This is a genomic window from Halomonas sp. NO4 (assembly GCF_010994375.1).
Taxonomy (GTDB): domain Bacteria; phylum Pseudomonadota; class Gammaproteobacteria; order Pseudomonadales; family Halomonadaceae; genus Halomonas.
Genome location: NZ_WHMA01000021.1, coordinates 30,401 through 55,015 on the forward strand (window position 1 = coordinate 30,401; position 24,615 = coordinate 55,015).

The following is a 24,615-nucleotide window of genomic DNA, read 5'->3' on the forward strand; positions in this document are numbered from 1 at the left end:
TCGTCCTCATGCTGATGTGTTTCCGCGGTATGGCAGGCACTGTCAATCAGTTGGTAAGTGGGAGACAGCGGAATCGTTAATGGCTGTTGAGTGAGTTTTTCCCGCCAGCCGGCCATAGCCCCAGCTTGCGCAGGCACTGCTCTCGGGCCGCCTGGGCCTCCTCGGGCGACGTGGTGCTGGACGGAGTGCTCGATGCCGTGGGTACTGAGGTCTGCGTAGGTGACTGAGTCGCAGCACGTGGTGCAGGCCGCTGCTTAGCGGGTGGAGCGCTCTGGCTCACACTGCCCGCCCGGCGTTCGGCCTGGGTCTGGGCGTAGCCGGTCGCCACGAATTCGCCGCCGATAGCGCGCTTGATCAGCCCCCGCAGGAAGCCCTTGGGGTTTCTCACCGAACCGCTGCTCACGCGGCCCGCCGCCTCATCGAGAATGGCTTGCTGGGTGTCGCCTGATAGACCCGACATCAGCAGCTGAGTCGCCTGACGCTCGCTATCATCCAGCGAGAGACACGCCGGCCAGTGCAGGTTCACGGCTGACGTACCTGTAGGTTTTACACAGTGTGAAGTACGTACTGTACGTGGAGAACTGCCCGAGTTTTCATGGAGAACGGCATCAATGGCCTCATAAGCTCTTGATTCCAGACTTGGTTCTCGATGAAAACCGGGGGAGTTCTTGTGGCTCACCCTGCCGGGTTCTCGCTGAGAACTCGGCGCTTCCCCCTGGTTCTTTTCCTGGGTAACGGCAGAGAACTGGGCAGCCCCACACCTGGCCGGCGACTGGTGCTGAGTCTTCCTGGAACGAGACGCCAGGGTATCGAGACGCGTCGGCAGCTCATGGAGCGCCCCGGCCTCCTGGAGCTCCTCGAGCACAATGGCGGCCACGGCCTTGACCACCTTGTTGTGATGATCCAGACAGCGGCACACATACTCAACGTAATCGGCATCCAGTACCGAGGCCTCGGCGGGAGAGAGGGGCTCATCGTGCAGGATATAGACGTTGCCGATGATGCGGCCATTCTGCGCGTTTCGCGCTCGATGCCCGAGGCTCACCCAGCGTGTCAGCCGGAGAACGGCGATGACGCGGGCGACCGTGGCCCGCGAGGCCTTCTGGCCCGGAGCCCCCCTCAGCAAGGGCTGCAGTTCGTCATAGGTCGGCACCGCGGTGGTTCTGTCCGGATTGACCAGCATCCGCATCATCTGCCAGCCGAGCTTGTCGACATGCCCAAGACACGGATCGAGCAGCAGCGCCCGCGGCACGGTCTCATGGGGATTCCCGAAAAACAGCAGCCCATCCAGCCCTGACGAAGCGTCACCTGCCTGGCCTGTCTCGTTGCCTGCAGTCGCAAACGCCGGGGACTCTCCCCGGCGCTGGGTCATCTCGGAAGCCGCTCGGCCAATCAGGCGATCCAGCCCCTGCCGAGTGGCATCGCGCAGCTGCACCATCACCGCTCTCCTTCTGGAGCCGCCCACTCCTCGACCGGGGGCGCCGTGCGCGGCTGGCCAGGGTCGCCCCACTGCTTGATGAGGTGCCACACCACCGCCAGCGGAATGTCGGTCTCCTCGGCGAGGGTGACCATGCCCTGTAGGTCATCAGTCGACCTGGGGTCCAGGGCGATATGCTGCCAGCGCTCCCAGGCATCGTGCTCGGCCTGCTCCGATGGCATCGCCAATCGCCCCTGCCGCGGCGCAATGCCCAGCAGCTGACGGCGCGTCGAGCAGTCGTTGCCGGTCAGGCCGAAGAAGGCCCCCATCATGCTGACGCTGGCCCCCAGTCTCAGGCAGCGGTCGATCAGGGTTTCCCGGTCCTGGTCGCGGTCAATACGCGCCAGAACACCGCGTAGCGCGGCATGATCCACCGAGAAGCGCGCGACCACAGGTCCCGCGCAGGCCAGCGAGTCGATGTCACTCGCTCTCAACCGACGCAGCGTTCGCAGCTCCTCCTCGCTGAAGCCGAGGGCCAGCGCTCGGCGCATATTGCCCTCTCGAAGAAACCCCATGACCTGGCTGAGCAGCGCCTGATTCAGGTTGGCGGATGAAGAGCTCATGACTGGGCCTCCTGTTGTACCTGCAGGTGTTCACGAAGGCGGCGGATCAGCCGCACCAGACGGAAGAAGCGAAGCAGTACGGCATCGTCCCAGGCGCTCTCGTCCACCTCTTCTCGGTGAGTGCCGAGCAGCGCTCCCCACAGGGTGGCGTCCGAGGGGTATTCGGGGTTGAGCTCGCCGCGCAGGCTGGCCAGCGCCTGCCAGGCTAAAAGAGCTCGGCGGTCGGCGGCGTCCGGCAGCGGATTGAGATCGAAGCCGATGCCGTTGTCATCGGCGATCACCACATCGCTGCCGCCAAAGCCACCCCAGCGGGCAATGACCTGGACCAGCTCACGGATGCGGATGCGCAGCGAACGGGGCTCATCCTCTACCCCTTCGATGAACCAGACGTCGGCAATGGGCGGAGTGGTCTCGCCGGAGAGCACCGGCGCCGCCAGTGGAGCCAACTGCTCGAAGTCGAAGCTGGGCACGCCGAGCTCACTTGCCAGGTGGTGGCGATAACCGCGCTTTCCCGGGCTCTCTTCCCAGCTTGACTGGGTCAGCCCTTCGAGGCGGGCGGCCTGTTCGGCCTCCGTCCGAGCGGCGCCCACAGGCCAGTCGATCTCCTCCTCAGAGAGCGAGGCCATGGGCGCAGGGCGAGGTACCGACGCCGGCTCTCCGAGCCCAGACACCACGGGAGACTGCGACTCGCTCAGCTGCTCCTTTTCACGCTCCAGCGCGGCGACCTGCTGGCGGAGCCGGAGCAGCTCGGCGCTCTCCACTCTCCCAGCGTCGGGATTCACGTCTCTCCCGCTGAGGGTGCGCGGTGACGGCAGCTGCTCGGTTTGCGGTTCAGGGCCAGGCTTGGGCGCCTTTGCCTTCTGCGCACTGCCCGCTGCCGGCTCGGCAGAGGTATCGGGCAGCGGTGGATAGAGCGAGGGTGGCTGGGCATCGGGATCGCGCATCTGCTGCAGCTCAACGTCCAGGGCCTCGAAGGCCTGGTGCTCTTCCAGGTCCCAGCGCCGCTTGCGATAGGTGACGATATTGTCGAGGGTCAGCTCGCAGACGTTGAAGTGCACGCCAGTGTGGTCGGCCAGCATGCCGCAAAGCCGATCCACCACGATGCCCCAGTTCATCTCGGTCTGACCCTCGTCATCGAACCAGGCAATGGTCTGGTGCCAAGCTTCGGCAAAGCCCTCGGGCTCGACCTCCTGGGTGCAGCGCTCCCAGATCAGCCGGCAGGCTTCCCGGTAGCTGATAAGCTTCTCGACCTGCGGCCTCCCCAGGCCGCTGTAGAGGGTGTTGGGCAGCGTGGGCAGCAGATGCTCGACGGTATAGAGCATCTTGCTGATATGGCTCTGGGCCACCTGGTAGCCGTCCTCCGACAGGCGCTTGACCAACTCGCGCTGCGATAGCAATTCACCGCTCTCTTCCTCGTACATCGCCTTGGCATCCATCACCCCCTTGGCTCGCTCGATCCAAAGCAGCTGGCCACGGTTGTCGTTCTCGCTGAGGTGACCCGTCAGCATCTTCACTTCCGACTGCCAGGGTCGGTATAGGGCATAAAAGGCATGGAAACGCGACTCACCGGTCTCTTCGTAGAGCTCGCGTAGGATCTGCAGGCGGGTATTGCCGCCGTCGCAGATGGTGTAGTGCTTCTCGCCCGGCCGCTGGGTCACCGGGGGCTTGTGCTTGAGACCCGCGGCACGGATCGAGGCCTTGATATCCTCATACTTGGGGTTCTGGACCTGCCGGGGGTTGTGCTCATAGGGCTTGAGCATGTCCAGGGTCACCCAGACCGCCATCTCCTGGTCTGGCGGCGTGACGGCGTCGACCGGCTGCCCCTGGCGCCTGGGTCCCGGCTGCGTCAGTCGGTCCCGCAGCTGTTGATCGGTAGGACGCTTCATAGGAGGGCTCCCTCTACGATAGACACGACGGAGGTGATGACAGTGGAATCACTCTTCATGGCGGTACCGCCTCTCCCACTCCGCACGGCGCAACTGGGAGCGCGCATTGAGCTCGGCGCGGCGGTCCTTGGTGGTGAAGGAGGTGAAGACCGGCGCACAGCCTGGCTTGCTGAATCGCAGGTGACCACCGCTAGTACGCTGCACTTCCCAGCCCTGGGTCGCGGCATAGCGAATCAGGCGCTGCATCCCCTTGCACCCCCGCGCTACGGAAAGCGACTTACTCATCTGCGGCCTCCTCGATCTCCCAGAAGCGTTTCAGCAAGGTGTCACCGCCTTCGATGAAGGTGTGGATCTCATGGCCGCTGTAGGTGGCCATCCGAATAACCGCGAGGGCGTCTGCCTGAAGGTCTGCATCGAGCCCTCGCAGCCGCTGCATCTCGAAAGGCCAGCGGTAGCCGTTGTAGAGCCCGAGCAGGAGGCGACGAAGATGGTGGGACTGACCGCTATGCCCCTGGGCCACACGGACCAGGGGCTCCAGAGCGGCAAGGCCCTGCTGTTCAGCCTCGAGCTGCCGCTGGCGAGTCTCGTGCATCACCTCGGCCAGGGCTTGGGAGAGCCGGGAACGGGGCTCCGGTGTGCGTACGCGGTACTGGCTCATGGGGTCACCTCCTGGTGCTGCCACGCCAACGGCTTGAAGCGCGCCGACTCTCCCTGGAACGCCAGGTGCACGGTGCCGGTCGGTCCGTTGCGCTGCTTGCCCAGGATCAGCTCGCCCAGGCCATGGCTGTCTTCGTTCTCGGGGTGGTAGACCTCGTCGCGGTAGATGAAGGCGATCACGTCGGCGTCCTGCTCCAGCGCACCGCTGTCACGCAGATCGGCCATGCAGGGGCGCTTGTTGGGGCGGGTTTCCAGCGAGCGATTGAGCTGCGACAGGGCAATGACCGGAGTGCGCAGCTCCTTGGCGGTTTCCTTGAGAATCCGGCTGACCTTGCCCACCTCGAGGGTCCGATTCTCGCTGCCCGGCTCCTGAAGCAGCTGCAGGTAGTCCACCAGGATCATCGAAGGGCGACCGAAGCGGCGCGTCATCCTGCGTGCGCGTGCCTTCAGGCTGGAGGCGGTGATGCCGGAGGCATCATCGATAAGCAGCTTCCCTTCCAGCTGGGTGAGCCGATTGACCGCGGCAGTCACCTTCGGCCAATCCTCGTCTTCCATCTTTCCGGTGCGCAGCTTCTGCAGGGAAACATTGCCCAGGCTGGCGATCAGCCGCAGCATCAGCTGTGCTTCCGGCATCTCCAGGGAGAAGATAAAGACCGGACCCTCAAGGTCCTCTGCCGTCAGCGCATGCTCCGCGAAGCCGAGCCCCATGGCGGTCTTGCCCATGGAGGGACGGCCGGCCAGGATGATCAGATCCCCGGGCTGCCAGCCCGCGGTCATGGCATCCAGCTCGCTCAGGCCGCTCGGGATCCCCGTCACTCCGCCCTGCGCATTGAAGGCCTGATCGATGACGTTGATGGCCTCTCCCAGCATCTCCTTCATGGAGCTCAGCCGCTCATGCCGGTCCTCCGTCAGGGCGAAGAGCTTCTGTTCGGCCTCCTCGATCAGCTCGGCGGCCGGGCGGCCCTTGGCATTCAGGGCCTGCTGGTTCAGCGTGAAGCAGGTATGGATCAACTGCCGCAGCGCATGGCGGTCCCGCACGATCTCGGCATAGGCCTCGACATTGGCCGCGCTGGGCGTATTGCGTGCCAGCTCCGCCAGGAAGGCGAGACCTCCCACCTGTTCAAGCTGACGCGCTTCTTCCAGCGCTTCGGACACCGTCACGACATCCATTGGCTGGTCGCGCTCCGCCAGCCCCTGAATCGCCTGAAACACCAGGCGATGGGCCTGCTGGTAGAACATCGCCGGCGCCAGGCGGTCAGCAACCTCATCCCACATGGCGTTATCCAGCAGCAGACCTCCCAGCACGGACTGCTCCGCCTCCAGGCTGTGCGGCGGCAGGTAGCCGGCCTCCGGACGCTCCTCGGCCACCCGGAGCTCAACCAGGTTCTCAATGGCACTCATCGTGGCAGCCCCCCTGCATGGCGGTGGTGCAGACCATGGCGTCGATCAACGGCTGCCACTCGGGGTTGAGCTCACAGGCCATCGCCTTGACCTGATCGGCGGCGGCGGGCGACTTGCGCCCGGCGGGCTTGCGCGGTTCGAACTGATGCGCCGGCAGGCCGGCGCTGGCGGCTTGTCGGAAGGCGACACCGGCGCGGATGGTGCTTTGCATCACGCTGACGCCCTGCTCGCCGGCGGCGAACATTTCGGCCAGCGTCTGGTGGATGCCCCGCGCATCGGCGGTCTCATCCAGACGGTTAACCAGGACGGAAACGGGGGGAACGGAGAGGTGGGTGAACTGGCTAAGCGCTTCGAGATCGCGCAGCAGGCCGACGGTGCCGCGCACAAACTCGCGGGCGGAGAGCAGCTCGGGGGTGATGGGGGAGAGAGCATGATCGGAGGCCAGGACGGCCATCTCCAGGGTGATGGAGCGGGCCCCCTGGGTATCAATCAGGATCAGGTCATAGCCCGACAGGCTGGAGAGCAGCTGGGCGAGACGGAAGCGGCCATCCGGCGCGTTGAGCAGCAGCTGAGGGAGCTGGCCGGCGTGATCGTTGGAGATCACCACATCCAGGTTGGGATGGGCGGTATGCGATATGACATGGGCAGGAGCGGTATCGCTGAGCGCGATCAGCTCGTAGGTGCCGCCGGGGGCTTCGGTGCGGAGGGGATAGTAGCTGGAGAGCGTGGGCTGGCTGTCCAGGTCGATGAACAGGACTTTGAGGCCCGCATCGGCCAACAGGCCACCCAGATTGGCAGTGACGGTGGTCTTGCCGACGCCGCCCTTGGTCGAAACAACGGAAACAACACGCATAACCTCACCTCGGTTCCAGATGGAATCAAGTGTGAGGCTGATGATCTGTAGCTATTACACGAAGACGGCTCGATCCACACCACCCCGAGCGGGGCTTCCACTTCTCGCTCGCAAGACGCTGATTTCGAGAAATTTACGTGGTGCCGGCACCAGGAGTCGAACCCGGGACCTACTGATTACAAGTCAGTTGCTCTACCAACTGAGCTATGCCGGCTCGGGACCGACCAAGGCGAGAAACGCGATCGGGGAATAGGTTGGCGTGGCTGGGGTACCAGGATTCGAACCTGGGAATGCCGATACCAAAAACCGGTGCCTTACCACTTGGCTATACCCCAGCATGTGGTGGCCAGAGACGGAATCGAACCGCCGACACGGGGATTTTCAATCCCCTGCTCTACCGACTGAGCTATCTGGCCGCTGCCAACGGGGCGTATTAAACCCCAGCCGACCTGGCGCGTCAACCCTTGGCGATTCAAAAAGATGGCGCCTCAGGCACAGGCCGCGTCACTGGCTGGGCGGTACATAGCCTTCGGCCTGATCGGTCTCGCGGTTGTCGAGGAAGCGCTCCATCTGGTCGTTGAGATAGGCGCGAGCCTCAGGGTCGAGCAGGCTGAGGTGCTTCTCGTTGATCAGCCGAGTCTGCAGGGCCTGCCACTCCTCCCAGGCCTGCTTGGAGACACTGGCCTGGATCTCCTGACCCTTCTTGCCCGGCAGCGGTGGAAAGGGCAGGGCCTCGAGCTCCTGCTGGTACTTGCGACAGAAAACGGTCTGGCTCATGGGGGACTCCTCAGGGGTGTATGACGTCGGGAAAGGCTGTCACGGGCCCGGCGTGGCATCCAGGGTGAAGGTGGCCAGGCTTGCCAGTAGCGACTTGACCGGCGCGGCCAGGCCGATGCGATCGGGGTCATCGGGATCGTACCAGCGCCGCGCCTCGCCCACCGAATCGAGGCCGTCGATGACGGCCGGTTGCGGGGTGATCTCCAGGCGGAAGTGGCTGAACACATGGGTGAAGGTGGCCCAGGGCGTCTCGAGGGCGGCACCCGGCGCGTGGACTTCCAGCCAGGCGCAAAGCGCCTGATCGTCGTCGAACTGCGGCAGGCTCCACAGCCCGCCCCACAGCCCGCTGGGCGGGCGCTGCTCCAGCAGCACCCTTCCGGCGGCATCGCGAAGCAGCAGCATGCGGGTGGTGCGGGTGGGCAGCACCTTCCGGGGCTTCGATTCGGGGAAGCGGCGCGCCTCGCCGCGGGCATGGGCGAGGCATACATCACGGAAGGGGCAGTGCGCGCAGTCGGGGGTGCCGCGCCGGCACAGGGTGGCGCCGAAGTCCATCATCGCCTGGGTGTAGTCGGCCAGGCGGCTGTGGGGCGTGTAGTGCTCGGCCAGCGCCCACAGCTGCAGGGCCACGGCGGTACGTCCCGGCCAACCTTCGACGGCGTGCAGGCGAGCCAGGCTGCGCTTGACGTTGCCGTCGAGGATCACCGCGCGGCGCCCGGTACTCTGGGCGATGATCGCGCCAGCCGTGGAGCGCCCGATCCCCGGCAGCGCGGCCAGGGCGTCGAGGCTATGCACCGGCAGCTCGCCGTCGTGCTCCGCCATCACCTGGCGTGCCGCCTTGTGCAGGTTGCGCCCGCGGGCATAGTAGCCGAGCCCCGTCCACAGGTGCAGCACGGCATCCTGATCGGCCGCCGCCAGTGTGGCCAGGTCGGGAAACCGCGCCATGAAACGCTCGAAGTAGGGGATGACCGTGGCCACCTGGGTCTGCTGCAGCATGATCTCCGAGATCCAGACACGGTAGGGCGTGCGCTCCCGCTGCCACGGCAGATCGTGGCGGCCCTGGGCGTCGAACCAGGCCAGCAGCCGCTGCTGGAACGTCTCCGCAGGCAGGATCAGTGTCGGTGTGGGGGTCATGGCTCTCCCGGCAGCGTCGTTACCAAAAGTCGTCACCAAAAAAAGCGCCGACAGGGGAGCGTCGGCGCAGGGACTGACAGGCTTGGGGTCAATTGAAGAGACCGCGCAGGGCATCGCGAAGTTCCTCGCCGGCCTCCTCGCCGATGCGCTGGTCGAGCTCTTCCAGGGCCCCGCCCAGGCGCTCCTCCACGGCCTCGCCGGCGCGCTGCCCGGCTTCGTCGCGCAGCAGCTCCGCCAGGGTCTGCTGGAACGCCTCGCGATCGAAGCGGCACCACTCGCTGCTGTCGCCGGAGTAGCGGCCGGAGCAGCGCACCGGCAGCGGCACACGCTCGAGGCGTGGATTGACCCGGCAGGCGGCATCGGCGGTGTCGACGAAGCGGGTGGCGGCACGCAGGTCGAAGCGCTCGGTCACCAGATCGAGCTCGCCTTCGCCGCTGACCGCGATGCCCGGCAGGGTGATCTCGATGTCGTCGCTGCGCGCCACGCCGTCGCGAATCGCCACGCTCAGCGCGGCCCGGTCGAAGCGCGTCTCGTCATTCCATTCGCGGGTCATCTCCTCGCCCTCGAGGACCGCGGCCACCGAGCACAGCTCGCGGGAGACGTTGACGTCAAGGATGGCCCCCTCCTCGACCCGGGCATTCAGGTCGCCGTTGAGATGGCGGCGCAGCCGCGGCCAGGTGTTGCCGCTGGTGGTGAGTTCGCCCTCGGTACTCAGGCGCCCCCGCAGCGGCGCCGGCTCCTCGCTGCGATTCAGCGCCTGGTGCAGCGGCTCGAGGCGCACCCGCGACAGCGTCGGTGCGAGCCGCCAATGGATGGGCTCGCGGGTCAGGTCGAGCTCGCCGGTGGCGGACAGGTTGCCGTCGTAGAGACGCGACGCGAAGCGCTCCAGGCGCTGGTGGCCCTCGTTGCCGGCCAGGGCCAGCTCCACCTGAGTGAAGTCGAGCCCCAGCAGGCGCAGGCGATCCAGAGAGAGCTCGCTGTCGAGGCTGAGCGCGGCGAGCCAGTCGGCAGGCACCAGCGGGGCTTTTTCGGCCTCCTGGGCGTAGGCTCGCCCGACACCCGGCAGCCCGAGGCCGGCGGATGCCTCGGCCGGTGCATCGTCGGGCGGCAGGTAGCCATCCAGGTCGAGGCTATCGCCCTGCAGGGCGACGTCCAGATACTCCCCGTCGAGTCCAGCCGCGAGGCGGCCGGTGAAGGTGCTGTCATCCAGCACCAGGGTCAGGCCGGTCAGCGCCAGGCGCGACAGGTCACCCTCGACGGGGCTGGTCAGCGCCACCTCGGTGAGCGCCTCCGGGTCGGCGGTGTCGGGCAGCTGGCCCAGTCGCTCCAGCCAGGGGCGCAGCGACAGCGGGGCGAGATTGAGCTGACCGCGGTAGGCCGGCGCCTCGCCCAGAGCGGTCAGGTTGAGGCTGCCGCTGAGGTTCAGCCCGTCGGGGCCGGTCAGCGCCAGGTCGCGCAGTTGGGCGCTCTGCTCGGCGAGGTCGGCGTCCAGAGCGAAGTCGAGGGTCAGCGGCAACGTCTCCTCGCCGAGGCGCGGATGCTGGAGGCGGCTCTCGAGCTGCGCGCCGGCAAGCGCCAGGTGCTGCTCGGCGAGGTCCAGGGCCAGGCGCTCGCCGCTGAGGGTGACGGACTGCGTCGGATCGATGCCCGCCGCCCGTGTGGCCGTGGTGAGGGTGAAGCCGGCCAGCTCGTAGTGCCGCTCGGCCAGGGCGAGGCGCGTCCGGCCGTCCAGCGTGATCTCGCTGGAAAGCGCCGGAGGACGCTCCAGTTCGCGCCAGTCCAGGGCGCCGTAGCGCGCCAGGCGGAACGAGGCGCGCAGCGGGAAGTCGCGCCGCGGATTGACGTTGGTGCCGGTGAGGCTGAGCGAGTCGAGCAGCCACTCCTGTTCGCTGCCCAGGTCGCGCAGCAGCACTTCTCCGTTGCGCACCTGCACGCTGGCCACGTTGAGCGCCACCGAGAAATTGCTGTCGCCGAGCAGATTGACCCCGGCGCTGGACGGGGTCGGGGTCGCCGCGGCGGCGTTGCGCTGCTCCTCCAGGCGCTCCAGCAGCGGCTCCCAATTGCCCTGCCCCTCGGCGTCGCGCACCAGGCGCAACTGGACGCCGTCCAGCGTCACGCCCTCGATGGCGACCTGGCCACGCAGCAGGGTAGCGAAGGAGAGGCTCACCTCGGCGCGGTCGAAGGCAAGGAAGGGAGCCTCGCTCTGCTGGTCGGGCAACCGCCCCTCGACGTCGGCGATGCTCACCCCTACCCGGGGATAGAACGACCAGCTGAGCGGCCCGTTCAGCGCGAGCTCCAGACCACTGTGCTCGCGGGCGAGCTCGACCAGGTGCGGCTTGAGGTCCTCCGGGTCGAGAAAGGTCGTGACATAGACCACGGCCGCAACGACCACCACACCCAGGATGCCGATGGCCGCCAGCAGCAGCTGAAAGAGTCGCTTCATGGCTCGCTGTCTCCTTGCGAGGGCGTATCCAATTCGAAGTAGTCGCCGGTGTCGTGCAGACGATAGCCCAGCCGCGAGAGCAGAAGCTGGTCGGCCAGCGGCAGCTGGGAGGCCGGGGCGCGCAGCTGCCGCCCCTGCTCGTGCGCCGCGCTGCTCACCAGCGCCAGCAGCCGCGAGCCGACGCCGCGGCGACGGGTGGTCTTGCGCACGCAGAGCTCCGAGAGCCACCACGCCTCGGCATCGGGGCGGATCGCCACGGCGCCCAGCAGGCGGTCGTTGAAGCGCGCGCAGCCGAAGAAATTCCCGGCGCCAAGGTGGTCGTGGACGAATTCATCGACCGGCACGGGGAGCCGCTCGGCCGGCGCATCGGCATAGATTCGCTGCAGATCCTGCTGCACCTGGGCATCCGCCTCCCAGGCGGCCTGATCGACGAAGTAAAGCGTTACCGGCATGGCGGGTCTCCCGGGGCCAGGGGGGACGCGGCGGGCGCGTTATGGGCGCATTGTAGCGGATGGGTGCGCCGATTCTCTATAATGGCGGTCCTGAGGTGGCAAGCCCGCGGCTTGCCCGCCCGGCCACCGGCCCCGTCGGTCGAGCCCGGGCCCAACCCAGGCCCAATCCCGAGAGACGCGCGCCAGCGCGGGAGAGTCCGACATGTCCGAGCGTAGTGCCACCGTCACCCGTGATACCCGGGAGACCCAGATCACGGTGACCGTCAATCTCGACGGCGAAGGTCGTCTCGCCGGCGAGTCCGGCGTGCCCTTCCTCGATCACATGCTCGACCAGGTGGCCCGCCACGGGATGATCGACCTGGACATCCAGGCGTTGGGCGACCTGCACATCGACGACCACCACACCGTCGAGGATCTCGGCATCACGCTCGGCCAGGCCTTCGCCGAGGCGATCGGCGACAAACGCGGCATCTATCGTTACGGTCACGCCTATGTGCCTCTCGACGAGGCGCTCTCACGGGTGGTCATCGACTTTTCCGGGCGCCCGGGGCTGTTCATGGACGTCGAGTTCACCCGCGCGGCCATCGGCCGCCTCGACACCCAGCTGTTCTGGGAGTTCTTCCAGGGCTTCGTCAACCATGCCCGCGTCACCCTGCACATCGACAACCTGAAGGGCTTCAACGCCCACCACCAGGCGGAAACCATCTTCAAGGCCTTCGGCCGTGCGCTGCGCATGGCCGTGGCGCCGGACCCCCGCATGGCCGGCCAGATGCCCTCCACCAAGGGTTGCCTGTGAGGCCGCCGCACGACCACAGGAGTAGCGCCCCATGACCATTGCCGTCATCGACTACGGAATGGGCAACCTGCATTCCGTCGCCAAGGCACTGGAGCACGTCACCCACGAGAACGTGGTGGTGACCCGCGATGCCCGCCGCATTCGCGGTGCCACCCGGCTGGTGCTGCCCGGCCAGGGGGCGATTCGTGACTGCATGGGCGAACTGGAACGCACCGAGCTGCGCGGCCTGGTCGAGGAGCTGCTGCAACGCCAGGCCAAGCCACTGCTGGGCATCTGCGTGGGGCAGCAGATGCTGCTCGACCACAGCGAGGAGAACGGCGGCATCGACTGCCTGGGCTTCCTGCCCGGCAAGGTGACGCGCTTCCCCGGGGACATGCGCGACGACCGCGGCCATCGCCTCAAGGTGCCGCACATGGGCTGGAACCTGGTGCACCAGCACCACGACCACCCGCTGTGGGCGGGCATCGACCAGGACGAGCACTTCTATTTCGTGCACAGCTACTACGTCGACGCCGCCGATGACGCCGCGGTGTTCGGCACCACCGACTACGGACGGGTCTGCGTCCACGCGGCCATTGGCCGCGACGCCACCTTCTCCGTGCAGTTCCACCCGGAGAAGAGCTCCCGGGCCGGGCTCAAGCTGCTGGAAAACTTTATTAATTGGGCGCCGTGAACCACGCCCGTCGCCGGTCTCTTCGCAGGCTCGCAACCGAGGACACGACATGCTGGTAATTCCCGCCATCGATCTCAAGGACGGCCAATGCGTCCGCCTCAAGCAGGGGCGCATGGATGATGCCACCACCTACGGAGACGACCCGGTGGCCATGGCCGAGCGCTGGGTCGACGCCGGCGCCCGCCGCCTCCATCTGGTCGACCTCAACGGCGCCTTCGCGGGCAAGCCGGTCAACTTTGATGCGGTCACCGCCATCGCCCGGCGCTTCCCCGAGCTGCCGATCCAGATCGGCGGCGGCATCCGCACCGCCGCCACCATCGAGCACTACCTCGATGCCGGCGTCAGCTACGTGATCATCGGCACCCAGGCGGTCAAGGAGCCGGCCTTCGTCGGCGAGATGTGCCGCGCCTTCCCCGGCCACGTCATCGTCGGCCTCGACGCCCGCGACGGCTTCGTGGCCACCGACGGCTGGGCCGAGGTCTCCCAGGTCAAGGCCACCGAGCTCGCCCAGCGCTTCGCCGGCGACGGCGTCTCGAGCATCGTCTACACCGACATCGCCCGCGACGGGATGCTCTCCGGCGTGAACGTTGCGGCCACGGCCGAGCTGGCCCGCGAGGGCGGCCTGCCGGTGATCGCCTCGGGTGGAGTCACCAACCTCGACGACCTGCGCGCCCTGATCGCCGCCGAGGAGCCGGGCATCCTCGGCGCCATCACCGGCCGCGCCATCTACGAGGGCTCACTCGACCTGGCCGCCGGCCAGCGCCTGTGCGACGACCTCGCCATCCAGCAAGGGGGGAGCTGACCCATGCCACTCGCCAAGCGCATCATCCCCTGTCTCGACGTCGACGCCGGCCGCGTGGTCAAGGGCGTCAACTTCATCGGCATCCGCGACGCCGGCAACCCGGTGGAGATCGCCCAGCGCTACAACCAGCAGGGCGCCGACGAGATCACCTTCCTCGACATCACGGCGAGCCACGAGGACCGGGACACCACCGTGGAGATGGTCGAGCGCATCGCCGGCGAGGTGTTCATCCCCCTCACCGTGGGCGGCGGCATCCGCACCTGCGACGACATCCGCACCATGCTCAATGCCGGGGCCGACAAGATCTCGATCAACACCGCCGCGGTGAACAATCCCGACTTCGTGCGCGAGGCCGCCGAGCGCTTCGGCAGCCAGTGCATCGTGGTGGCCATCGACGCCAAGCAGGTCTCCGGAAAGGGCGAGCCGCTGCGCTGGGAGATCTTCACCCACGGCGGGCGCCGCCCCACCGGCCTCGATGCCATCGAATGGGCGAGGAAGATGGTCGAGTACGGCGCCGGCGAGCTGCTACTCACCAGCATGGACCGCGACGGCACCAAGGCCGGCTTCGACCTGGGTGTGACCGGCGCCATCAGCGAGGCGGTGAGCGTGCCGGTGATCGCTTCCGGCGGGGTGGGCAACCTCGACCACCTGGTGGAGGGCATCCGCGAAGGCGGCGCCGACGCAGTGCTCGCCGCCAGCATCTTCCACTTCGGCGAGTACACCATCCCCGAGGCCAAGCGCTACATGGCCGAGCACGGCATCGATATGCGGCTTTGATACCAGTCCAGGAGGGCTTATGCGTCTGCGCCCATGGAGCGGAGCCATCACCTCACTGCTGCTCGGGCTGTCAGCGCCAGCCGCCGCCGGCGAGCGGTCGTCGTGGCCACCCGCCATGACGCTGGAACACGTCCTGGTGCAGACCAGCCTGTACACGGATCACTTCAGCCCCGACCCCGAGCACACCAACAACCAGCAGCTGATCGGCCTGGAGCTGCACAACCCCGACCGCTGGCTGGCCGGGGGCGCCCGCTTCAACAACTCCTTCGACCAGGCATCGCTATACCTCTACGCCGGCCGCGAGTTCCCCCTCTGGGAGCCTGCGCAATCGGTCACCCTGCGCGCCAAGCTGACCGCCGGACTCCTGCATGGCTACCGGGGCGAGTATCGCGACAACATTCCCCTCAATCGGTACGGGATCGCCCCCGCCGTGCTGCCGACGCTGGGCGTGCGCTGGCACCGCGTCGAGTCGGACCTCATCCTCTTCGGCACGGCCGGCGCCATGATCACGGCGGGCATCCGCTTCTGAACCCGCGTTTCACTCCGCCGAGAGCCCCAGATTACTGACGCCTTCGTTGCGCCCCAGGCGGCGCAGCCCCTTGAGGGCGTCGCGGTTGAGCGGTGCCTCGACCGCCTCGAGCACGGCGTCCTGGAAGGCGTTCTCCTCCTCCATCAGCGGGTGCTCGCGCACCAGGGCGGCCAGCCGCTGGGCATCCTCTTCGCCCTCGGTAAGCTCGATGAAGGCGCGCACGCCCCCCTTGGAGACCCGGCTGACCTCCAGCACTGCCTCCGGCGCCTCGCCGCGCAGGGTGTCGAGCAGTGCCCCAAGCGCCACCACCGCCTCCAGCGCGCGGCGTGCCCCGAAGCTGTCGTCGTCGCCCGGCGGCTCCAGCTCGGCAAGCTTCTCCGCCTGGCGCTCGAAGTCGATTCGCGCCTCGCGAACCGCAAGCCGCTCCCAGACCAGGTCGAGGATCACACGCAGGCCCTGGGGATCGCCCTGGCCGGTGGTGTCGGCATAGAGCGCATAGTTGGGCAGCAGGCGCTCGACCAGCGCCGCCATAAAGGCCTGCTGGTGGCGCGGCGACAGGCCCAGAAGTCGCTGATGAAAACCGCTCACGGCATCTCCTCGCAGGTTGTCTGTCATAAGGGCACACAGGCTCAAGGCCACAGGCGACAAGCCGGCACGCGGCCACGGGCATCGAACACCACGCCCTCGGCGACCAGTCGTCGGCGCTGTTCGATTGCACCGGCATGGTCGGCCAGCTTGCGCGAGGCGGTGATCACTCGGTACCAGGGCAGGCCGTGGCCGGCGGGCAGCTCGCGCAGCGCCCGGGCCACCAGCCGCGGCGTGGTGGCCTCGGTCATCGCCGCGATGCGCCCATAGGTGGTGACGCGACCGGGCGGGATCGCCGCGATGACGGTGTAGATCTGTTCGCGAAGCTCCGCCTTCATGTACCCTTGCGCTCCTTGGAACCGGCCGGCCGCGACGGCCGGCGAAACGGCACGATGAGGCCCGCATGCACTTCCATCTGCTCCAGCACTCCCCCCATCATGGCCCGGCGCGCATCGCCGACTGGCTGACCAGCATGGGCCACAGCCACACCGTGTTCCATCTGTATGCCGGCGAACTGCCGCCACGCCTGGCCGACGGCGACGCCCTGATCGTCCTCGACGGCCCCATGGGTGTCCATGACGATGCCGAGCACCCCTGGCTCAAGGGCGAGCGAAAGCTGGTCGCCCGAGCGCTGGATGGCAGCAAGCCGCTGCTGGGCATCGGCCTGGGCGCGCGGCTGATCGCCGCGGCGCTGGGCGCCAGCGTGGGGCGCGGCACCCGAACCGAACTGGGCTGGCAGCAGATCGAGCTGGCGCCGGAGAGTCCCTTCGACCTGCCCGAGCGCTTCACCGCCTTCCTGTGGCACCGCGAGGTCTTCGCGCTGCCCGACGAGGCGCTGCCGCTGGGCGCCAGCGCCGCCAGCCCCGTGCAGGGCTTCGCCTGGGACGGCGGCCGGGTGGTGGGCCTGCTGTGCCACCTCGAGGCGACCCGCGACAGCCTGGTCACGCTGTTCGAGCAGCCGTGGCCCGACGACGAGGCCAGGGTGTCCGCCGCCGACGAAGCCGAACTGCTCGACGATCCCAAGCGCTTCGACCGGCTGGCCCCGCTGCTCGACCGCCTGCTCAGCCAGTGGCTGCACCGCAGTGCCGGCTGAGGCGACTCAGGCAGGCAGCGCCGGCTCGTCCACCCGACGCGCGGCCTCGGCGCTCCACTCCCGGGCCGCGGCCAGGCAGCTCTCCCAGTCACCCACGTGCAGAAAGCGCGCCGCGTCGCGCTTCTCCAGCTGGTAGCGGTACATGGGGTCGTAGTATTCGGTCAAAAGCGGGGCCAGCCACGCCTCGTGGGCCTGGGGATTGCCGCGCTCGTGCTCGCGGAAGGCGAGCTGCTGCAGGCGCGAGAGCCGCGCTAGCCGCGCGCCGCCGAGGCGCTTTTTGAGCCGTGTCAGCGCCGTGGCCAGCTGCTTGCGCATCAGCGCCCAGCCCAGCCACTCGCCGAACTGCTGGCGGTGGATCGCCCAGAGGTCATCGATGTAGTCCTTCTGGATCTGGCGCAGCCGCCAGTCCAGCGGCATCTCCACGCGCAGCCGAGGGGCGGACTCCATGGCCTGCCAGAAGGCCAGCGGCAGGTTGGCCGAGCCGATATGGCGCGACTCGTCCTCCACCACCAGGGGGCCGGGCAGCGAGAGCAGGCGCTGGCCCAGATCATGCTCGAAGTCGATCTGCGACGGCGCCGGCAGGGGGTGACGGCCGAAGGCGGAGCCCTTGTGGCGCGCACAGCCCTCCAGGTCAAGGCCGTTGTCCAGCATCTGGATCAGGGCGGTCTTGGCGCAGCCGGTGAGCCCGCCCACCACCAGCAGCGGCTGATCGGCGGCGGCATCGATGCGCGCGCCGAGCGACTGGCGCATCGCCTTCCACCCGCCGCGGATGCGCGGGCGCAAGCAGCCGGCCTCGGCCAGCCACTGTTGGGCGATCTGCGAGCGCAGCCCGCCGCGAAAGCAGTAGATGAGGGCATCCGGATGCGCCTCGATGCACTGCTGCCAGGCGGCGACTCGCGCGGCCTTGATGCCGCCGCTGACCAGCCGCTCGCCCAGCGCAATGGCGGCCTGCTGGCCGCGCTGCTTGTACTCGATGCCGACGAGCCGCCGCTCCTCGTCGTCCATCAGCGGGCGGTTGACGGCACCCGGCAGCGCCCCCTGAGCGAACTCCACCGGGGCGCGCACATCGATCAGCACGCGCCTCTCGCGCAGCAGGGCGGGGTCCGGCTCGACCAGCGGCAAGGTCATCCGCGCACCTCGATCAGCGCCTCGCCCTTGGCCGCTACCACCTCGCCGAAAGGCGCGAGCTCGATGCCGTGCTCGCGGCCGATGCGCTCCACATCGTCCTCCCAGGAGGGGTGCACCGAGAGCAGCAGGCCGCCGGAAGTCTGAGGGTCGCAGAGCCACTGCCAGTGCGCCTCGTCCATGGCCGGCAGGCTCGCCCCCAGCGCCTCGCGGTTGCGGCGGGTGCCGCCGGGCACCGCGCCCTGGCGACGGTAGGCCTCGGCTTCGGCCAGCCGCGGCAGGCGGCGGAAGTCGATGCGCGCCGCCACGTCGCTGGCCGCGCACACCTCGGCGAGGTGCCCGGCGAGGCCGAAGCCGGTGACGTCGGTCATGGCGTTGACGCCCTTGACCTTGGCCAGCGCCATGCCGATGCGGTTGGAGCGCAGCATGGTCTCGCGGGCCAGGCCCTGGTGGCCGGATTCGAGCAGCCCCTGCTTTTCGGCGGTGGTGAGCAGACCCACGCCCAGCGGCTTGGTGAGAAACAGCAGGTCGCCGACCTGGGCGCCCTTGTTGAGCTTCAGGTGCTCGAGGTCCACCAGGCCGTTGACCGCCAGGCCGAAGATCGGCTCGGGAGAGTCGATGGAGTGACCGCCGGCGAGTGCCAGCCCCAGCTCGCGACACACGCCCTGGGCACCGCCTACCACGTCGGCGGCGATCTCGGGGCCGAGCTTGTCCAGCGGCCAGCCGAGGATGCCCAGCGCCAGCACCGGCGTGCCGCCCATGGCGTAGACGTCGCTGATGGCGTTGGTGGCAGCGATACGGCCGAAATCGAAGGGGTCGTCGACGATGGGCATGAAGAAGTCGGTGGTGGCGATCATGCCGCGGCCGTCGCCCAAGTCGTAGACGGCGGCATCCTCGCGCCCCTGGTTGCCTACGATCAGCCGCGAATGCGCCGCCCCGGGGCCGGCCTTGGCCAGGATGCCGTCGAGCACGTCCGGGGCGATCTTGCAGCCACAGCCGGCGCCGTGACTGTACTGGGTCAGGCGGATGGCGCTCATCATGATCTCCTCTGCTGGTGATACCGGCATTCTACATCATCACTCCGTGACACCCTCACAGCGCCTCCAGGGCGTCGGCGAGCTTCTCCACGCCGACCACCTCCATCCCCTCCGGCGCCCGCTTGGGCGCATTGGCCCGCGGCACGATGGCCCGCGTGAAGCCATGCTTGGCCGCCTCGACGATGCGCTCCTGGCCGCTGGGCACCGGGCGAATCTCTCCGGAGAGCCCCACCTCGCCGAACACCACCAGCTCGCGTGGCAGAGCGCGCCCCTGCAGGCTGGAGACCACCGCCAGCAGCACGGCAAGGTCGGCGCTGGTCTCCAGCACCTTGACACCGCCCACCACGTTGAGAAAGACGTCCTGGTCGCCGGTGAAGAGCCCGCCATGGCGATGCAGTACAGCGAGGAGCATGGCCAGGCGATTGGGATCGAGACCCACGGCCACGCGGCGCGGATTCCCCAGCGCCGACTCGTCGAGCAGCGCCTGTACCTCGACCAGCAGCGGACGGGTGCCTTCCCAGACCACCATCACCAGGCTGCCGGGGGCCAGTGCCTCGCTGCGCGACAGGAAGATGGCGCTGGGGTTCTTCACCTCCTTGAGGCCGTGCTCGAGCATGGCGAAGACACCCAGCTCGTTGACCGCGCCGAAGCGGTTCTTCTGGCCGCGCAGGGTGCGAAAGCGCGAGTCCGCGCCGCCCTCGAGCAGCAGCGAGGCATCGATCATGTGCTCGAGCACCTTGGGGCCGGCCAGGGTGCCGTCCTTGGTGACATGGCCCACCAACAGCAGGACGGTGTGCGACTGCTTGGCGAAGCGGGTCAGGACCGCGGCGGACTCGCGCACCTGGGCCACCCCGCCAGGAGCCGAGGCGATGTCCTCGAGTTGCATGGTCTGGATGGAGTCGATGACGAGTATCTCGGGGCGCTCGCGCTCGGCCACGGCAAGGATGGTCTCGACGCTGGTCTCGGCGAGCATCTTGAGTCCGGCCACCGGCAGCTGCAGGCGGTGGGCACGCATCGCCACCTGGGAGAGGGACTCCTCGCCGGTGACGTAGAACACCCGGTGCGCCTGGGCCAGCTTGGCGGCTGTCTGCAGCAGCAGGGTCGACTTGCCGGCCCCGGGATTACCGCCCAGCAGCACCGCCGAGCCCGGCACCAGGCCGCCGCCCAGCACGCGGTCGAACTCCTCGAAGGTGGAGGAGAGCCGCGGCACCTCGGAGAGGTCCACGTTGGCGAGGTCCACCACTTCGCGCGACAGGGCGCCGGCATAGCCCGCCCGCCCCGCAGGAGTCGCCGTCGCGGCCCCGGGACGCGACGGCGCCAAGCGCACCTCGCTGAGGGTGTTCCACTCCTGGCAGCTCGAACACTGCCCCTGCCACTTGCGGTATTCGGCACCGCACTCGGTGCACACGAAGGCGCTCTTTGTCTTGGCCATGCGGGCTAGCTTCCTCCCTGCGAACATGGCGGTCGGCCTGGCCGACGTGACCAGAACGACGGAGGGCAGCCCGGGGGCTGCCCTCCTGACCTGCCGAATCGAACGAGCTCGATCAGATGCGCTGGAGCTGCAGCGCCTCGTTATTCTGGAAGCGCCGCCGCTGGGGGTCGATCAGCTCCAGGGTATTATCGTCGACGCGCAGGAAATAGTAGACCTGGCCTTCGCCGTCGGGGGTCAGCTCGTAGACCGTGGCGTCCGGATTTTCGGCCGTCCCCTCGAGGACTTCCCAGTTGCCGGCGTAGTTCTCGTCCGGCGGCTCCTGGGGGTGTTCACGATAGCTGGCACGCAGGTTGAAGGTACGTTCCTCCAGGGCGCTCTGCTCGTCGCCAACCATGCGCACGTTCAGGTCGATGCCCGCACAGTTGCGACAGGGCAAGGTGCCCTGATAGGCCACCTCGGCATCTTGCATTTCTGGGCCGGCGGCCCGGTCTTCGGTCGGCCCGGCGGCACAGCCCGCCAGGAAGGCCAGCATGGCCGAGCCGGCCAGCAAGGTCCTCATTCGCATTTGCATACTCCTAACCAAGGGGCTCCAAGCCGTGAATCACGACGACCGTTACTACAGCATAACGCGTCACGCCCATTGCGGACAGCCTGTCGCCCCCAGGGTTCCCGCTCACTGCCCCACCCCGGCATGGACGAACTGAAACACCAGGGCGAGCACCACCGGCATGACCACCAGGCTACCCAGGTTGCCGATCAGTACCAGCGACGCCACCGTATGGGGTTCCTGACGATACTGCTCGGCCACCAGGTAGTTGAGCACGGCCGGGGGCAGGGCCGCGAACACCCAGAGTGCCGCCGCCTGCAGCCCGCTGATCTCGAGCCACAGGATCATCGGCCAGGCCAGTATCAGGCCGGAAAGTGGGCAGAGCACCGCGCCCAGCAACCCCGTTTTCCAGGCGGAGAAATCAACGTCGAGCATGCGCACGCCGAGGGCAAAGAGCAGCAGCGGTATGCTCACGCCTCCCAGCATGTGCAGCGCCTCGAGCAGCCAGGCGGGCAGCGGCACCCCGGCCAGGTTGACGCCAAGACCGGCCAGGCTGGCGAGCATGATGGGCAACCGCAACAGGCGGCGCAGCGACGTCCGAGGACTCAGCATGTAGAGCCCCACCGTGAAGTGCAGCATCATCTCGACGATGAACAGCACCACCGCCGCCGGCAAGGCCGCCTCGCCGAAGGCCAGCAGCAGCAGCGGGATGCCCATGTTGCCCGAATTGTTGAACATCATGGGCGGCAGGCAGGTCTTGACCTCGAGTCCCAGCCAGCGCACCAGAGGCCACAGCAGAAGCCCCGAACCCAGCACCACCACCGCACCCGCGAGGGCCAGCTTCACGTACTCTTCCAGCGGTGCCTGGCCGTCGGCGAGCACGGCGAACACAAGCATGGGTACGAACAGCTCCATGTTGAGGGTGTTGAGGTTGCTGATATCCGGCGTACGCAAGCGGCCATAGAGCGTACCGCAGGCGGCAATCAGGAATACCGGCAGCAGGGTGGCGAGAATCTGCGACGTCATGACCGCTCCCGGGTCTGTGCATGGCTGACAAAGGGCCAAGCCTAGCATGACGGTCGCTTGCGCGGTCACGCCCCAGCGGTCACCATGACAGCCATGTCCTGCTGCCAAGAGCCGAGCGAGAACCCATGAGCGAGTTCTGGAGCCCCTCCGTACGCGAGCTGACCCCCTACGTTCCCGGTGAACAGCCGCGTGAGCGACTGATCAAGCTCAACACCAACGAGAACCCCTATCCGCCGGCGCCTGGCGTCGAGGCGGTGCTCCGCGAGTTTCCAGCGGACCACCTGCGACTCTACCCCGACCCCGAATCGCGAGCCCTGCGCCAGGCCCTAGCCGACGAATATGGGGTCGAACAGGAGCAGGTCTTCGTCGGCAACGGCTCCGACGAGGTGTTGGCGCTGGCTTTTCAGGCCTTCTTCTGCCACGGCCAGCCGCTGGAGATGCCGGCCATCACCTACAGCTTCTACCCCGTCTACTGCCGGCTCTACGGCATCGAACGCCGCTCTTACGCCCTCGACGATCACTGGCGCGTGGACCTCGACGCCTTCACTGCCGAAGGCAGCGGCGTGATCTTCGCCAACCCCAACGCACCCACCGCCCATAGCCACGACCGCGCGGGGGTCGCGGCGCTGCTTCGCCGCATCACCGAGCGCGTCGTACTGATCGACGAGGCCTACGTGGACTTCGGCGGCGAGAGCGCCGTGCCGCTAGTGGCCGAGTACCCCAACCTCCTGGTCACCGGCACCTTCTCCAAGTCGCGCAGCCTGGCCGGCGTGCGCCTGGGCTATGCCATCGGATCACGCGAACTGATCGAAGGGCTCGAGCGGGTCAAGGACTCCTTCAACTCCTACCCCATCGACAGCCTGGCCAGCGCCATCGGCATTGCCGCTCTGGCCGATCGCGAACATTTCGACGCCTGCCGCGAGCAGGTCATCACCACCCGTGAGCGCACCCGGCAGCGGCTCGAAGGGCTGGGCTTCGAGGTCCTGCCTTCCCAGGCCAACTTCATCCTGACACGCCATCCCGAGCAGGAGGCCGCCCAGCTGTTCGTCGGCCTGCGCGAGCGCGGCATCCTGGTACGCCATTTCAACACCGAGGCGCTGAGCGACTTCCTGCGCATCTCCATCGGCACCGAGGACGAAATGGACAGCCTCATCGAGACGCTGGAAGCACTCTGCCGTTGATCCCCCCGAACGACAGAAGCCCCGGGTTCGTGCGAACTCGGGGCTTCTGTCTGCCTGGCGATACGGCGCTGGTTTTCCGATAAAGACCCTTTCCGGGATTCCGCGACGCTCCACGGGCAGCCTCTAAACGAGAAAACCCCGAGCTCGTATGAGCCCGGGGTTTCGGGATAAGGTGCCTGACGATGATCTGTAAGCGTTCGGGCATCACCGCTTGTCAGTGATCAGACGGTGTGCTGCCAGTGGTGGGGCAGGAGCTCGTGGAGCTGGCTGGCCTTGTGCGTCGGTAGCCGTTCCAGCACGTCTCGGAGGTAGGCGTAGGGATCGTGGCCGTTCAGCTTGGCGCACTGGATCAGGCTCATGATGGTGGCAGCGCGCTGGCCACTGCGCAGGGACCCGGCGAATAGCCAGTTCGAGCGCCCTAGTGCCCAGGGACGAATCAGGTTCTCGCCCCGGTTGTTATCAATGGGGAGCTGCCCGTCATCGAGGTAGCGCGTCAGCGCCGCCCACCGTTTCAGGCTGTAGTCCAGCGCCTTGGCCGTCGCCGAGCCGTTCGGCACCTTCTCCCGATGAGCCAGCATCCAGCGGTGCAATGCGTCGGCGATGGGCCTCGCTCGTGTGTCGCGTAGTCGTTGGCGCTCTTCCGCAGTCAGCGACTGGGCGTCACGCTCCACCTGGTAGAGCTGGCCGATCAGTTCGATGGCCTGACTGGCGATCTGGCTCTTGCCGGCCACGTGCAGGTCGACGAACTTGCGCCGGGCGTGGGCCATGCAGCCGATCTCGGTGACGCCGTTGGCGAAGCTCTGCTTGTAGCCGCTGTAGTCATCACAGACCAGCTTGCCTTGCCAGTCGCCGAGGAAGTCGCGGGCATGCTGGCCGCCGCGCCCTTCGCTGAAGTCGTAGACCACCGCCTTCAACCCGGCGTAGGGCGTGGTGGCGTAGGCCCAGAGGTAGGCGCGGTGGGTTTTCTTCTTGCCCGGGGCCAGCATCGGCACCGGGGTCTCGTCGGCATGCAGCGCCGGCTCGGCGAGCAGCAGGTCGCGCAGCGCATCGACCAGCGGCTGGAGTCGCACGCCGCAAATGCCGACCCACTCGGCCAGGGTGGAGCGCGGAATCGGTACGCCGGCACGAGCGAAGATCTGCTCCTGCCGATACAGCGGCAGGTGATCGGCATACTTGGCGATCAACACCTGGGCCAGCAGGCCCGCAGTGGGGATGCCTTTGTCGATGATCTGCGCCGGCATCGGTGCCTGGATCAGCGTCTCGCACTGGTCGCAGACCCACTTGCCGCGGATATGGCGCTCGATGTGGAACACTGTTAATGGCCAAGTAAATTGACCCAGTACCGGCCAACGCTTTTGACCCACCCTCGAGG

The 24,615-nt window shown here is 67.6% G+C and carries 26 protein-coding genes and 3 tRNA genes; 7 read left to right on the plus strand and 22 right to left on the minus strand.

The genetic code is table 11. From position 1 onward, the window contains the following. Positions 1-76: 76 nt before the first annotated feature. The 14 genes from FEF15_RS13700 to FEF15_RS13765 all read right to left on the minus strand — a co-directional run bounded on the left by FEF15_RS13700 (position 77) and on the right by FEF15_RS13765 (position 11,640). A complete protein-coding gene (locus tag FEF15_RS13700; protein WP_163559734.1) occupies positions 77-1,438 on the minus strand; it encodes an STY4528 family pathogenicity island replication protein in 1,362 nt (453 codons plus the stop codon). Continuing rightward, entirely contained in the window at positions 1,438-2,040 is a 603-nt protein-coding gene (locus FEF15_RS13705; protein ID WP_163559735.1) for a DUF2857 domain-containing protein, read from the minus strand. Before FEF15_RS13705 ends, FEF15_RS13700 begins: the two co-directional genes overlap by 1 nt. Further along, entirely contained in the window at positions 2,037-3,926 is a 1,890-nt protein-coding gene (locus FEF15_RS13710) for a ParB family protein (RefSeq protein WP_163559736.1), read from the minus strand. Before FEF15_RS13710 ends, FEF15_RS13705 begins: the two co-directional genes overlap by 4 nt. Before the next feature lie 48 nt (positions 3,927-3,974). Then, positions 3,975-4,211, minus strand: a complete 237-nt coding sequence (locus tag FEF15_RS13715) for a hypothetical protein (RefSeq protein ID WP_095623388.1) — start codon at positions 4,209-4,211, stop codon at positions 3,975-3,977. Next, on the minus strand, positions 4,204-4,584 hold the full coding sequence (locus FEF15_RS13720) for a hypothetical protein (RefSeq protein WP_163559737.1): 381 nt from the start codon (positions 4,582-4,584) through the stop codon (positions 4,204-4,206). Before FEF15_RS13720 ends, FEF15_RS13715 begins: the two co-directional genes overlap by 8 nt. Then, on the minus strand, positions 4,581-5,984 hold the full coding sequence (gene dnaB / locus FEF15_RS13725; RefSeq protein ID WP_163559738.1) for a replicative DNA helicase: 1,404 nt from the start codon (positions 5,982-5,984) through the stop codon (positions 4,581-4,583). Before dnaB ends, FEF15_RS13720 begins: the two co-directional genes overlap by 4 nt. Beyond that, on the minus strand, positions 5,971-6,837 hold the full coding sequence (locus tag FEF15_RS13730) for a ParA family protein (protein ID WP_163559739.1): 867 nt from the start codon (positions 6,835-6,837) through the stop codon (positions 5,971-5,973). Before FEF15_RS13730 ends, dnaB begins: the two co-directional genes overlap by 14 nt. A 138-nt stretch (positions 6,838-6,975) precedes the next feature. Then, positions 6,976-7,051 (minus strand) — tRNA-Thr (locus tag FEF15_RS13735). 46 nt (positions 7,052-7,097) lie between these two features. Next, a tRNA-Gln gene (locus FEF15_RS13740) sits at positions 7,098-7,172 on the minus strand. A gap of 5 nt (positions 7,173-7,177) precedes the next feature. Then, positions 7,178-7,253: transfer RNA gene (locus FEF15_RS13745), tRNA-Phe, on the minus strand. An 88-nt stretch (positions 7,254-7,341) separates the two neighbouring features. After that, on the minus strand, positions 7,342-7,614 hold the full coding sequence (locus FEF15_RS13750; RefSeq protein WP_163559740.1) for an oxidative damage protection protein: 273 nt from the start codon (positions 7,612-7,614) through the stop codon (positions 7,342-7,344). 39 nt (positions 7,615-7,653) lie between these two features. Continuing rightward, positions 7,654-8,745 carry an A/G-specific adenine glycosylase gene (mutY, locus tag FEF15_RS13755; protein WP_163559741.1) on the minus strand — a complete coding sequence of 364 codons (1,092 nt, stop codon included), beginning with the start codon at positions 8,743-8,745 and terminating at the stop codon, positions 7,654-7,656. An 88-nt stretch (positions 8,746-8,833) separates the two neighbouring features. Continuing rightward, positions 8,834-11,188, minus strand: a complete 2,355-nt coding sequence (locus FEF15_RS13760; RefSeq protein ID WP_163559742.1) for an AsmA family protein — start codon at positions 11,186-11,188, stop codon at positions 8,834-8,836. Then, entirely contained in the window at positions 11,185-11,640 is a 456-nt protein-coding gene (locus FEF15_RS13765) for an acetyl-CoA sensor PanZ family protein (protein WP_163559743.1), read from the minus strand. Before FEF15_RS13765 ends, FEF15_RS13760 begins: the two co-directional genes overlap by 4 nt. A gap of 202 nt (positions 11,641-11,842) precedes the next feature. Between FEF15_RS13765 and hisB the strand changes: the two genes are divergently transcribed. Genes hisB through FEF15_RS13790 form a run of 5 tightly spaced genes read left to right on the plus strand, consistent with a single transcriptional unit; the run spans position 11,843 to position 15,217 of the window. Next, complete coding sequence (gene hisB, locus FEF15_RS13770; RefSeq protein ID WP_163559744.1) at positions 11,843-12,436, plus strand: imidazoleglycerol-phosphate dehydratase HisB; 594 nt, start codon at positions 11,843-11,845, stop codon at positions 12,434-12,436. 31 nt (positions 12,437-12,467) lie between these two features. Beyond that, positions 12,468-13,109 (plus strand): imidazole glycerol phosphate synthase subunit HisH, encoded by a 642-nt coding sequence (hisH, locus tag FEF15_RS13775; RefSeq protein ID WP_163559745.1) that lies wholly within the window; start codon positions 12,468-12,470, stop codon positions 13,107-13,109. 49 nt (positions 13,110-13,158) lie between these two features. Further along, positions 13,159-13,911 carry a 1-(5-phosphoribosyl)-5-[(5-phosphoribosylamino)methylideneamino]imidazole-4-carboxamide isomerase gene (hisA, locus tag FEF15_RS13780; RefSeq protein WP_163559746.1) on the plus strand — a complete coding sequence of 251 codons (753 nt, stop codon included), beginning with the start codon at positions 13,159-13,161 and terminating at the stop codon, positions 13,909-13,911. 3 nt (positions 13,912-13,914) lie between these two features. Next, positions 13,915-14,688 (plus strand): imidazole glycerol phosphate synthase subunit HisF, encoded by a 774-nt coding sequence (gene hisF, locus FEF15_RS13785; RefSeq protein ID WP_163559747.1) that lies wholly within the window; start codon positions 13,915-13,917, stop codon positions 14,686-14,688. 19 nt (positions 14,689-14,707) lie between these two features. Then, complete coding sequence (locus tag FEF15_RS13790; RefSeq protein ID WP_163559748.1) at positions 14,708-15,217, plus strand: hypothetical protein; 510 nt, start codon at positions 14,708-14,710, stop codon at positions 15,215-15,217. A 9-nt stretch (positions 15,218-15,226) separates the two neighbouring features. Here FEF15_RS13790 and FEF15_RS13795 read toward each other — a convergent pair whose 3' ends face one another. Both FEF15_RS13795 and FEF15_RS13800 read right to left on the minus strand, forming a co-directional pair. Beyond that, positions 15,227-15,805, minus strand: a complete 579-nt coding sequence (locus tag FEF15_RS13795) for a YjaG family protein (RefSeq protein WP_276208213.1) — start codon at positions 15,803-15,805, stop codon at positions 15,227-15,229. A 41-nt stretch (positions 15,806-15,846) separates the two neighbouring features. After that, positions 15,847-16,140 (minus strand): MGMT family protein, encoded by a 294-nt coding sequence (locus FEF15_RS13800; protein ID WP_163559750.1) that lies wholly within the window; start codon positions 16,138-16,140, stop codon positions 15,847-15,849. Between the two features lie 65 nt (positions 16,141-16,205). Here FEF15_RS13800 and FEF15_RS13805 point away from each other — a divergent pair, with 65 nt between their 5' ends. Next, entirely contained in the window at positions 16,206-16,895 is a 690-nt protein-coding gene (locus FEF15_RS13805; protein ID WP_163559751.1) for a type 1 glutamine amidotransferase, read from the plus strand. Between the two features lie 6 nt (positions 16,896-16,901). Here FEF15_RS13805 and mnmH read toward each other — a convergent pair whose 3' ends face one another. From mnmH to FEF15_RS13830, 5 genes are all read right to left on the minus strand, one after another. Next, a complete protein-coding gene (mnmH, locus tag FEF15_RS13810; protein ID WP_163559752.1) occupies positions 16,902-18,023 on the minus strand; it encodes a tRNA 2-selenouridine(34) synthase MnmH in 1,122 nt (373 codons plus the stop codon). After that, a complete protein-coding gene (gene selD, locus FEF15_RS13815; RefSeq protein ID WP_163559753.1) occupies positions 18,020-19,057 on the minus strand; it encodes a selenide, water dikinase SelD in 1,038 nt (345 codons plus the stop codon). Before selD ends, mnmH begins: the two co-directional genes overlap by 4 nt. A gap of 55 nt (positions 19,058-19,112) precedes the next feature. Continuing rightward, positions 19,113-20,489, minus strand: a complete 1,377-nt coding sequence (radA, locus tag FEF15_RS13820) for a DNA repair protein RadA (protein ID WP_163559754.1) — start codon at positions 20,487-20,489, stop codon at positions 19,113-19,115. 112 nt (positions 20,490-20,601) lie between these two features. Continuing rightward, the gene (locus FEF15_RS13825) at positions 20,602-21,054 is read right to left on the minus strand and encodes a copper resistance protein NlpE N-terminal domain-containing protein (RefSeq protein ID WP_163559755.1); all 453 of its coding nucleotides are present in this window, start codon (positions 21,052-21,054) and stop codon (positions 20,602-20,604) included. A 108-nt stretch (positions 21,055-21,162) separates the two neighbouring features. Continuing rightward, positions 21,163-22,062 carry an AEC family transporter gene (locus FEF15_RS13830; RefSeq protein WP_163559756.1) on the minus strand — a complete coding sequence of 300 codons (900 nt, stop codon included), beginning with the start codon at positions 22,060-22,062 and terminating at the stop codon, positions 21,163-21,165. Positions 22,063-22,187: 125 nt separating this feature from the next. On the opposite strand from FEF15_RS13830, the gene hisC reads away from it, so the two are divergent. Next, the gene (gene hisC, locus FEF15_RS13835) at positions 22,188-23,243 is read left to right on the plus strand and encodes a histidinol-phosphate transaminase (protein ID WP_163559757.1); all 1,056 of its coding nucleotides are present in this window, start codon (positions 22,188-22,190) and stop codon (positions 23,241-23,243) included. Between the two features lie 221 nt (positions 23,244-23,464). Here hisC and FEF15_RS13840 read toward each other — a convergent pair. Further along, the coding region (locus FEF15_RS13840; RefSeq protein WP_163559758.1) for an IS66 family transposase at positions 23,465-24,615 on the minus strand (1,151 nt) is incomplete at its 5' end.

What these genes read in the sequence shown, in the direction of transcription:
- FEF15_RS13700 (WP_163559734.1), bottom strand. Translation starts at nt 1,438, where the DNA reads ATGGTGCAGCTGCGCGATGCCACTCGGCAGGGGCTGGATCGCCTGATT.
- FEF15_RS13705 (WP_163559735.1), bottom strand. Translation starts at nt 2,040, where the DNA reads ATGAGCTCTTCATCCGCCAACCTGAATCAGGCGCTGCTCAGCCAGGTC.
- FEF15_RS13710 (WP_163559736.1), bottom strand. Translation starts at nt 3,926, where the DNA reads ATGAAGCGTCCTACCGATCAACAGCTGCGGGACCGACTGACGCAGCCG.
- FEF15_RS13715 (WP_095623388.1), bottom strand. Translation starts at nt 4,211, where the DNA reads ATGAGTAAGTCGCTTTCCGTAGCGCGGGGGTGCAAGGGGATGCAGCGC.
- FEF15_RS13720 (WP_163559737.1), bottom strand. Translation starts at nt 4,584, where the DNA reads ATGAGCCAGTACCGCGTACGCACACCGGAGCCCCGTTCCCGGCTCTCC.
- dnaB (WP_163559738.1), bottom strand. Translation starts at nt 5,984, where the DNA reads ATGAGTGCCATTGAGAACCTGGTTGAGCTCCGGGTGGCCGAGGAGCGT.
- FEF15_RS13730 (WP_163559739.1), bottom strand. Translation starts at nt 6,837, where the DNA reads ATGCGTGTTGTTTCCGTTGTTTCGACCAAGGGCGGCGTCGGCAAGACC.
- FEF15_RS13750 (WP_163559740.1), bottom strand. Translation starts at nt 7,614, where the DNA reads ATGAGCCAGACCGTTTTCTGTCGCAAGTACCAGCAGGAGCTCGAGGCC.
- mutY (WP_163559741.1), bottom strand. Translation starts at nt 8,745, where the DNA reads ATGACCCCCACACCGACACTGATCCTGCCTGCGGAGACGTTCCAGCAG.
- FEF15_RS13760 (WP_163559742.1), bottom strand. Translation starts at nt 11,188, where the DNA reads ATGAAGCGACTCTTTCAGCTGCTGCTGGCGGCCATCGGCATCCTGGGT.
- FEF15_RS13765 (WP_163559743.1), bottom strand. Translation starts at nt 11,640, where the DNA reads ATGCCGGTAACGCTTTACTTCGTCGATCAGGCCGCCTGGGAGGCGGAT.
- hisB (WP_163559744.1), top strand. Translation starts at nt 11,843, where the DNA reads ATGTCCGAGCGTAGTGCCACCGTCACCCGTGATACCCGGGAGACCCAG.
- hisH (WP_163559745.1), top strand. Translation starts at nt 12,468, where the DNA reads ATGACCATTGCCGTCATCGACTACGGAATGGGCAACCTGCATTCCGTC.
- hisA (WP_163559746.1), top strand. Translation starts at nt 13,159, where the DNA reads ATGCTGGTAATTCCCGCCATCGATCTCAAGGACGGCCAATGCGTCCGC.
- hisF (WP_163559747.1), top strand. Translation starts at nt 13,915, where the DNA reads ATGCCACTCGCCAAGCGCATCATCCCCTGTCTCGACGTCGACGCCGGC.
- FEF15_RS13790 (WP_163559748.1), top strand. Translation starts at nt 14,708, where the DNA reads ATGCGTCTGCGCCCATGGAGCGGAGCCATCACCTCACTGCTGCTCGGG.
- FEF15_RS13800 (WP_163559750.1), bottom strand. Translation starts at nt 16,140, where the DNA reads ATGAAGGCGGAGCTTCGCGAACAGATCTACACCGTCATCGCGGCGATC.
- FEF15_RS13805 (WP_163559751.1), top strand. Translation starts at nt 16,206, where the DNA reads ATGCACTTCCATCTGCTCCAGCACTCCCCCCATCATGGCCCGGCGCGC.
- mnmH (WP_163559752.1), bottom strand. Translation starts at nt 18,023, where the DNA reads ATGACCTTGCCGCTGGTCGAGCCGGACCCCGCCCTGCTGCGCGAGAGG.
- selD (WP_163559753.1), bottom strand. Translation starts at nt 19,057, where the DNA reads ATGAGCGCCATCCGCCTGACCCAGTACAGTCACGGCGCCGGCTGTGGC.
- radA (WP_163559754.1), bottom strand. Translation starts at nt 20,489, where the DNA reads ATGGCCAAGACAAAGAGCGCCTTCGTGTGCACCGAGTGCGGTGCCGAA.
- FEF15_RS13825 (WP_163559755.1), bottom strand. Translation starts at nt 21,054, where the DNA reads ATGCGAATGAGGACCTTGCTGGCCGGCTCGGCCATGCTGGCCTTCCTG.
- FEF15_RS13830 (WP_163559756.1), bottom strand. Translation starts at nt 22,062, where the DNA reads ATGACGTCGCAGATTCTCGCCACCCTGCTGCCGGTATTCCTGATTGCC.
- hisC (WP_163559757.1), top strand. Translation starts at nt 22,188, where the DNA reads ATGAGCGAGTTCTGGAGCCCCTCCGTACGCGAGCTGACCCCCTACGTT.